This is a genomic window from Photorhabdus heterorhabditis, assembly GCF_001280945.1.
Taxonomy (GTDB): domain Bacteria; phylum Pseudomonadota; class Gammaproteobacteria; order Enterobacterales; family Enterobacteriaceae; genus Photorhabdus; species Photorhabdus heterorhabditis.
This window is the reverse complement of the sequence record NZ_LJCS01000020.1, coordinates 57,297-66,081: the sequence shown is the minus strand read 5'-3', so window position 1 is coordinate 66,081 and position 8,785 is coordinate 57,297. Positions and strand designations below refer to the sequence as shown.

The window sequence follows — 8,785 nt, the reverse complement described above, 5'->3', positions numbered from 1 at the left end:
ACGCCCGGTGTGAACGGAAGGCATCAGTTGTCGTAGGAATGTGGTCATAATAGAAGTTCTGAATTTGGAATGGGAACCAAGATATTAACTGATAAGGGATAACTTTTGCGACACCCTCGCACTGGGCAAGGGTTTACGGCGTTTTTCGCTAAATGACCAACATGTTCTGCTATAACAACCAGTGCCGCCGGCAAAATCGTCATAATAGCAAACCATTCAAAACGTGGTGTGTAGAAAGTAGGCAACGCAAACCACGGCGCTTCACGTACCGGTGTCAGATCAACTTCACCCATCAAGAATGCCAGCGCATAACCGACCAATACGCCAATCAGAATTGGAATGATAGCCAGAAATCCACGGAACATAACTGAACCAAGAATAGTGACAGCCAATGTGACCAGAGAGATTGTCAACGTTGTTGTATTAATGTCAGCACCTTCCGCCGGATGCAGACCTGCCATCTCAGCCGCAACACCCGCAAGCTCCAAACCGATAACGGCAACAATGGCACCCATTGCCGCAGGTGGAAACAGCACATTGATCCAACCCGCCCTGCTACCTTCACAATCAGCGAAACCAAACAAAACAACACCCCGCAGACAATAAAGCCCCCCAGAGCCAATTCATATCCCAGTGGTAACAACAATAAAACCGGCGAAATAAAGGCGAAACTTGATCCCAAATACGCCGGAATTTTTCCCTTACAGATAATCAGATACAATAATGTGCCGATACCGTTAAATAGCAAAATCGTCGCCGGGTTGACTTTAAACAGAATCGGCACCAATACCGTTGCACCAAACATAGCAAAAAGATGTTGGAAACTCAGCGGAATGGTTTGTAAAAATGGAGGCCGTTCATCTACCCCAATAGTGCGACGGGTCATTTATTTATCCTCTTAATGCGTCACGAGCCAAAAAAAAGCCGACTCAAAAGTCGGCTATCTAACTTATTTATTTCGTACCAAATATTTTATCGCCGGCATCTCCCAGGCCGGGGACAATGTATCCCTGTTCATTGAGTCTCTCATCAACAGAAGCGGTATACAGTTCTACATCTGGGTGGGCTTTTTCTAGCGCTGCAATACCTTCAGGTGCTGCAACCAGAACCAAAACTTTAATTGACTGGCAACCTGCTTTTTTCAGTAAATCGATAGTTGCAATCATGGAGCCACCGGTTGCCAACATTGGGTCAACCACCAAAGCCATGCGTTCATCAATATTGGAAGCAAGTTTTTGAAAATAAGGGACAGGCTCTAACGTTTCTTCATTGCGGTAAACACCTACGACACTGATCCGAGCGCTCGGGACATTCTCTAATACCCCATCCATCATCCCCAGCCCTGCACGCAGAATAGGCACAACTGTTATTTTTTTACCTTTAATCTGTTCAACTGCTACCGGGCCACACCAGCCATCAATAGTGACTTTCTCCGTTTCTAAATCAGCAGTTGCTTCATAAGTCAAAAGGCTTCCAACTTCTGCGGCCAGTTCACGAAAGCGTTTGGTGCTGATATCATTCGCTCGCATCAGGCCGAGTTTATGTTTAACAAGGGGGTGTTTCACCTCAACGATCTTCATGGACTTCTCCTACTGTATGTCATGTCACCGGCAGACAAAAAAACCGCGGGATTATACCTTCTTTTACCCATAACACCACTATCAATCTATTGATTTTAATCAAGCACAAACCCTTTGTTACTTTTTTCTCTGATAATGAGATCCTCAACAAGGGTCTCGCAAACGTTTGCTTAGACTGATAGAATGACTAATGCTCTATCTTAATTTATCAAATACAACCGCCTTGGGGACTTCGCAGTGACCAACAAAACCTCTCTTAGCTATAAAGATGCCGGTGTAGATATTGACGCTGGTAATGCCTTGGTAGACCGTATTAAAGGTGTTGTAAAACAGACCCGTCGTCCAGAAGTCATGGGGGGTTTAGGGGGGTTTGGTGCTTTATGTGCATTACCACAAAAATACCGCGAACCCATTCTAGTTTCCGGTACCGACGGTGTTGGTACTAAATTGCGTCTGGCAATGGATCTCAAACGCCATGACACTATCGGCATTGATTTAGTTGCAATGTGCGTTAATGACCTGGTTGTCCAGGGCGCAGAACCTCTATTTTTCCTTGATTATTATGCAACTGGGAAACTGGATGTTGATACAGCATCCAGTGTTATCACCGGTATCGCAGAAGGTTGTAAATTATCAGGCTGCGCTCTGGTGGGCGGTGAAACCGCAGAGATGCCTGGGATGTATCATGGTGAAGATTATGATGTTGCTGGCTTCTGTGTTGGTGTCGTTGAAAAATCAGAAATCATTAACGGCAGCAAAGTTCAGGCGGGTGATACCCTGATCGCCTTGGCCGCCAGTGGCCCACACTCAAACGGTTATTCTCTGGTACGCAAAATTCTGTCAGTCAGCAATACAAATCCAGAAGTAACGGAGCTTGAAGGCAAACCGCTGGCAGATCACCTACTTGCCCCAACAAAAATTTATGTTAAATCCGTTTTATCCTTGATTGAAAAAGTTGACGTTCACGCTATTGCTCACCTAACGGGTGGCGGTTTCTGGGAAAATATTCCACGTGTCCTGCCTGAAAATACCCAGGCACAGATTAATGAATCCAGCTGGCAATGGCCGGCAATATTTGACTGGCTGCAACAGACCGGTAATGTCAGTCGTCATGAAATGTATCGTACATTCAACTGTGGTGTCGGAATGGTGATTGCATTACCACAAACAGCAGCAGAACATGCAGTTGAATTACTCAATGCGGCTGGTGAAAAAGCCTGGCAAATCGGCACCATTGCTACACTGAAAGAAGGTGAACAACAGGTTGTTATTAAATGAAAAACATCGTTGTATTAATCTCTGGCAACGGCAGCAATCTTCAGGCGGTGATTGATGCCTGTCAACTGAATAAAATCAGTGGGCGGATTTGTGCCGTATTCAGTAATAAAGCAGACGCTTACGGCTTGTTGCGAGCTAAACAAGCCAATATCCCAGCTCATGTTGTCAGCCCCAAAAACTATGCAGATCGTCAAGCTTATGATGAAGCATTGAAACACGCCATTGATCAGTATCAGCCAGATTTAGTCGTTCTCGCGGGTTATATGCGCATTTTGACACCTGAATTCGTTCAACACTATCTTGGTCGCCTACTGAATATCCATCCTTCCTTGTTGCCAAAATACCCCGGCCTGCATACTCACCATAAAGCGATAGAAAATGGTGATACCGAGCACGGGACTTCGGTCCATTTTGTGACAGAAGAGCTGGATGGCGGTCCAGTGATCCTGCAAGCCAAGGTTCCTGTTTTTGCAGATGACCAAGAAGAGGACGTTATTAAACGGGTTCAGACTCAGGAGCACAATATCTATCCATTAGTCATCAACTGGTTTGTCGAAGGACGCCTGAGTATGATCAATGGCAAAGCGTATCTGGATGGAAATTCTCTTCCCGCACAAGGTTACGCCGCAGAATAATCTATTTATTAACCGCTAATTACAGTGCTGTGGTAAGATACCCAGCACTGCGAACTATATTAACAATACCCTTTTATTAAAAACACCGAGGTGTCAAATGTCTGGTGGCTCTCATACTCCACCTGTTAGGTTACGTCCACTTGAACGGGAAGATTTGCCTTTCGTCCATCAATTAGATAACAACGCCAGCGTGATGCGTTACTGGTTCGAAGAACCTTATGAAGCTTTTGTTGAACTGTGCGATCTCTATGACAAACATATTCACGACCAAAGCGAACGCCGGTTTATTATCGAGAGTTCTGATTCTAAAGTTGGGTTGGTTGAGTTAGTCGAAATCGACTATATCCATCGTCGGTCAGAATTTCAGATAATTATCGCGCCAGCTTATCAGGGCCAAGGGCATGCGACTAAAGCGGCAAAATTAGCAATGGAATACGCATTTTCTGTGCTTAATCTATACAAACTCTACCTAATTGTTGATAAAGAAAATTCCAAGGCCATTTATATCTATAATAAGCTGGGTTTCTGTATTGAAGGCGAATTAATAGATGAATTCTTTATTAATGGCCGTTACCGCACAGCGATTCGCATGTGTATTTTCCAACATCAATATTTTGCATCTAAGGCAGGTGAAAAAGCCTAAACCAGCGGTTAGACGCAAGATTTTAGCAACTGGCAAGCTAGTAAATCTCAATACTTTTACCTGAACACCGGAGTAACGATGTCCCAAGACAGGCTCTATACCGAGAAAGAACTTAGTTGGTTATCATTCAACGAACGTGTGCTTCAGGAAGCGGCGGATAAGAGCAATCCATTAATTGAAAGGATGCGGTTCCTGGGTATTTACTCTAATAATCTGGATGAATTCTACAAAGTCCGGTTTGCTGATGTGAAACGACGAATCCTGATTAATGAAGAACGTGGATCAGCTACCAGCGCCCGGCACGTACTGAAAAAAATTCAAACCAAAGTGGCCAAAACCGATCAAGAATTCGATGTGCTCTATAACGAATTATTGCTGGAAATGGCCCGCAATCAAATCTTCCTGATCAATGAACGGCAGATTTCACCTAACCAGCAAATCTGGTTGAGGCAATATTTCCGTCAACATTTGCGACCACATATCACGCCCATCTTGATTAACCCGGAAACTAATCTGGTTGAATTCCTAAAAGATGATTACACCTATCTGGCGATCGAAATTATACATGGTCAAAATACTCAATATGCATTGCTGGAACTACCATCAGATAAAGTTCCCCGTTTTGTTAACTTGCCTCCCGAAATGCCAAGACGACGCAAGTCAATGATTTTATTAGACAATATCCTACGTTACTGTCTTGATGAAATTTTCAAAGGATTCTTCGATTATGATTCACTCAACGCCTATTCAATGAAAATGACTCGCGATTCTGAATATGATTTGGCAACAGAAATGGAGTCTAGCTTGCTTGAATTGATGTCATCCACATTGAAACAACGACTGACTGCGGAACCGGTAAGGTTCGTTTATCAGCGAGAAATGCCAGATGAAATGGTGGAATTACTGCGTAACAAACTTGGTCTATCGAATGATGACTCTGTAATCGCGGGTGGGCGCTATCACAATTTTAAAGATTTTATTAAATTTCCCAATGAGGGGAATAAAAACTTACTGAATAAACCACTGCCGAGATTACGTCACATCTGGTTTGATTATTTCCGCAATGGTTTTGATGCTATCCGTGAACAGGATGTTCTACTCTATTATCCCTATCATACCTTTGAACATGTATTAGAATTATTGCGCCAAGCTTCTTTCGATCCGAGTGTACTTTCCATCAAAATCAATATTTATCGGGTTGCAAAAGATTCTCGCATTATTGATTCAATGATTCATGCTGCTCATAACGGTAAAAAGGTCACTGTTGTTGTTGAATTACAAGCACGGTTTGATGAAGAGGCCAATATTCACTGGGCCAAACGGCTGACTGAAGCGGGAGTACATGTTATCTTCTCCGCACTAGGATTAAAAATTCACGCAAAACTATTTTTTATTTCCCGTATCGAAGGCGAAGAAATTATTCGTTATGCCCATATCGGTACCGGTAACTTTAATGAAAAAACAGCCCGTCTTTATACAGACTATTCCCTGCTGACAGCAAATCCGAAAATCACCAACGAAGTACGCCGAGTATTCAACTTTATTGAAAACCCCTATCGTCCGGTTAAATTTGAAAACCTGATGGTTTCACCACAGAATTCTCGTGCAATGCTCAACCAACTTATTTCACAAGAAATAGAAAATGCCAAAGCAGATAAACCTGCGGGTATCACATTAAAAATCAATAATCTTGTTGATAAAGAGCTGGTAGACCGTCTGTACGACGCTTCTGAAGCCGGTGTAAAAATACGCCTGCTGATACGCGGTATGTGTTCGCTAGTACCAAACCAGCTGGGATTTAGCGAAAACATTCAGATTACCAGCATTGTTGACCGTTTCCTTGAACATGATCGAGTTTACGTATTTACCAATAACGGAGATGAAAAAGTCTTTCTCTCCTCTGCCGACTGGATGACCCGTAATATCGACTACAGGATTGAAGTTGCTGTCTGCGTGCTCGATCCCCAATTGAAACAACGCGTATTGGATATTCTCGAATTGCAATTTAATGATACGGTGAAAGCCCGTTATGTCGATAAAGAATTGAGCAACAGTTATGTGCCACGAGGCAATAAACGGAAGATCCGCGCACAGATGGCTATTTATGACTATATAAAATCCCTCGAACAACCTGGACCAAGAGCTTAATTTATGCCGCTAACACACGATAAGTCCACGCCAAGACCAATGGAAATTGCAGCAATCGATTTAGGTTCAAACAGTTTCCATATGGTCATTGCACGAATTGTTAACGGTGCCTTGCAGATTCTTGGCCGCTTAAAACAACGTGTCTACCTAGCTTACGGCCTTAACCATAAAAATGAATTAAGTGAAGAAGCAATAGAACGCGGCCTGGCTTGCCTTGCCCTGTTTGCTGAACGGTTACAAGGTTTTCCGGCTGACAACGTTTGTCTGGTAGGGACCCACAGCTTACGTGAAGCCAGTAACGCAAAAGAGTTTATCAAACGGGCAAAAGAAGTTATCCCCTACCCGATTGAAATTATTTCCGGCCATGAAGAAGCCCGTTTGATCTATATGGGAGTGGAGCATACTCAACCAGAACAAGATAGAAAACTGGTGATTGATATTGGTGGTGGTTCCACAGAATTAGTGATCGGTGAAAACTTTGACCCCTTATTGGTAGAAAGTCGCCGAATGGGATGTATTAATTTCGCTCACCAATTTTTTCCGGATGAAGAAATCAGTGCAGAAAGATTCCGCAGAGCACGGCTTGAAGCAGCTCAAAAACTGGAAAACCTCTCATGGCAGTACCGTATTACAGGCTGGAATTCGGCGCTTGGCGCATCCGGGACAATTAAAGCGGTTTATGAAGTACTGGTTGCAATGGGAGAAAAAGACGGATTAATCACACCAGAACGACTAGAGATGCTAGTCAAAGAAGTTCTTAAATTCAAAAAGCTTAAGACCCTCAGTCTGCCCGAATTATCTGATGATCGTAAACAAGTTTTTGTTCCCGGTCTGGCTATCTTATGTGGTGTATTCGATGCCCTACATATAAAAGAATTACAGTTATCAGATGGCGCTCTGCGCGAAGGTGTTTTATATGAAATGGAAGGTCGCTTTCGCCATCAAGATATTCGCCGGAGAACCGCAAAAAGCCTGGCTGAACACTATAATATCGACAGAGAACAGGCAAAGCGTGTACTTGATACGACAGAAGTGCTTTACAAACAGTGGGCAATCCAGAATTCAAAACTAGTGCAACCTCAACTTGAGGCTATCTTACATTGGGCGGCAATGTTACATGAAGTTGGGCTAAATATTAACTTAAGCGGATTACAGCGACATTCTGCCTACATTCTCCAACATACTAATTTGCCAGGTTTTAATCAGGAACAACAATTACTACTGGCGACACTGGTTCGCTATCATCGCAAAACAATAAAACTGGATGATTTACCAAAATTCAATTTATTCAAGAAAAAACAATATTTGCCATTAATTCAAATCCTGCGCCTGGCTACTTTACTTAACAATCAGCGCCAATCCACAACAATACCTAAATCACTCAGACTGGTAACTGATGATAATCATTGGACACTCTATCTACCTCACAATTATTTATCAGAAAATACCCTGATGCAGATTGATTTAGAAAAAGAGCAGGACTACTGGCATAATGTTACTGGTTGGCAACTGGAAATAGAAGAAGAATCAGCATAGCAGCCTAAATCTATGAAGAAAAAGAAACGATCTCAAATTACCAAACTAATTTTACTTATCAGTTTTTTAATTTTGTTCGGGTGCTTTATTTATTCGTCTATTGTGGCATTGGATCATCATCAGAAAAATAAACAGACCGCAAACCGCATGTTTATCTTCTGCTATTCATGGAGATTATGGTAAATTCATATCACCCATACCATCTTTCCCATGAATGTGATATGAAATATATACCCAATAGATTTCAATTTTCAGCGCGGCGGCAAGTGAACGCAGCCAACAAAGCCGCAACTTCAAGGATGAAGGGTATAGTGCTCTCTAAATAATGGTTTACTCATTCCTTCATATACCGGAGGAATATACATCCCCGCTTTTTCAATACTGACTAACGCATTTTTCTTACACTGAGAGACCGTACAATTCCCCGCAACAATAGTGATACCTTCAATAAAAACTGAAGGCTCCCGTAACGCCATCAACAAGGCAACTGCATCATCGGAAGCAGTATCTGTATCAATAATTAAATGTCTCATAATATCCTCCTCTTTATAATGTCCCTTACATTAGGTTATAAGCTGCTCTAAAAAAAGTCACATGACCTTTTTCTACAATAAAGAAGCAAGATGCACAGAGATATATAGCAAATATGTGATCTATTTCACAATGCATCATCAATAAATAAAATGACAAAAAAACAACCTATTAACATAAACAATTAAAGTTGTTCATTAGATTTATCTCTTCCAAACTATACTTAGTTATTAGACAAAAAGGATATAGCTATTTCTATCCTTTCTACTTCACCGGTGTTTTATAATTGGCCTGAATCTTCATCAAAAAATAAATATATGTTCTAATAATTGCGAAAAAATTAAAGCGACCCAATCATCAGTTACACAATTTTTGGAGCCGCCTCGAAAAAAATGACAAAAAACACCTTAATTTACCTTAAAAAGCACTTCCTT

General features: G+C 42.0%; 7 protein-coding genes and 1 pseudogene. 5 read left to right on the top strand and 3 right to left on the bottom strand.

What is annotated here, in order from left to right; all coding sequences use genetic code 11:
- Nucleotides 1–137 precede the first annotated feature (137 nt).
- A pseudogene (locus AM629_RS09365) lies at nucleotides 138–886 on the bottom strand (solute carrier family 23 protein); the annotation flags it as partial.
- A gap of 67 nt (nucleotides 887–953) precedes the next feature.
- Entirely contained in the window at nucleotides 954–1,580 is a 627-nt protein-coding gene (gene upp, locus AM629_RS09360; protein WP_054478308.1) for a uracil phosphoribosyltransferase, read from the bottom strand.
- A gap of 237 nt (nucleotides 1,581–1,817) precedes the next feature.
- Between upp and purM the strand changes: the two genes are divergently transcribed.
- The 5 genes from purM (at nucleotide 1,818) to ppx (ending at nucleotide 7,820) form a co-directional block, all read left to right on the top strand.
- Nucleotides 1,818–2,858, top strand: a complete 1,041-nt coding sequence (gene purM / locus AM629_RS09355; protein ID WP_054478306.1) for a phosphoribosylformylglycinamidine cyclo-ligase — start codon at nucleotides 1,818–1,820, stop codon at nucleotides 2,856–2,858.
- Entirely contained in the window at nucleotides 2,855–3,493 is a 639-nt protein-coding gene (gene purN / locus AM629_RS09350) for a phosphoribosylglycinamide formyltransferase (RefSeq protein ID WP_054478304.1), read from the top strand. Before purM ends, purN begins: the two co-directional genes overlap by 4 nt.
- A 97-nt stretch (nucleotides 3,494–3,590) precedes the next feature.
- Complete coding sequence (gene speG, locus AM629_RS09345) at nucleotides 3,591–4,136, top strand: spermidine N1-acetyltransferase (protein ID WP_054478302.1); 546 nt, start codon at nucleotides 3,591–3,593, stop codon at nucleotides 4,134–4,136.
- A 78-nt stretch (nucleotides 4,137–4,214) separates the two neighbouring features.
- Nucleotides 4,215–6,284, top strand: coding sequence for a polyphosphate kinase 1 (gene ppk1 / locus AM629_RS09340; protein WP_054478300.1), 2,070 nt, complete (start codon nucleotides 4,215–4,217; stop codon nucleotides 6,282–6,284).
- Nucleotides 6,285–6,287: 3 nt separating this feature from the next.
- Entirely contained in the window at nucleotides 6,288–7,820 is a 1,533-nt protein-coding gene (ppx, locus tag AM629_RS09335; RefSeq protein ID WP_054478298.1) for an exopolyphosphatase, read from the top strand.
- Nucleotides 7,821–8,113: 293 nt separating this feature from the next.
- Here ppx and AM629_RS09330 read toward each other — a convergent pair whose 3' ends face one another.
- Entirely contained in the window at nucleotides 8,114–8,353 is a 240-nt protein-coding gene (locus AM629_RS09330; protein WP_054478296.1) for a nucleoside hydrolase, read from the bottom strand.
- Between the last annotated feature and the right edge of the window lie 432 nt (nucleotides 8,354–8,785).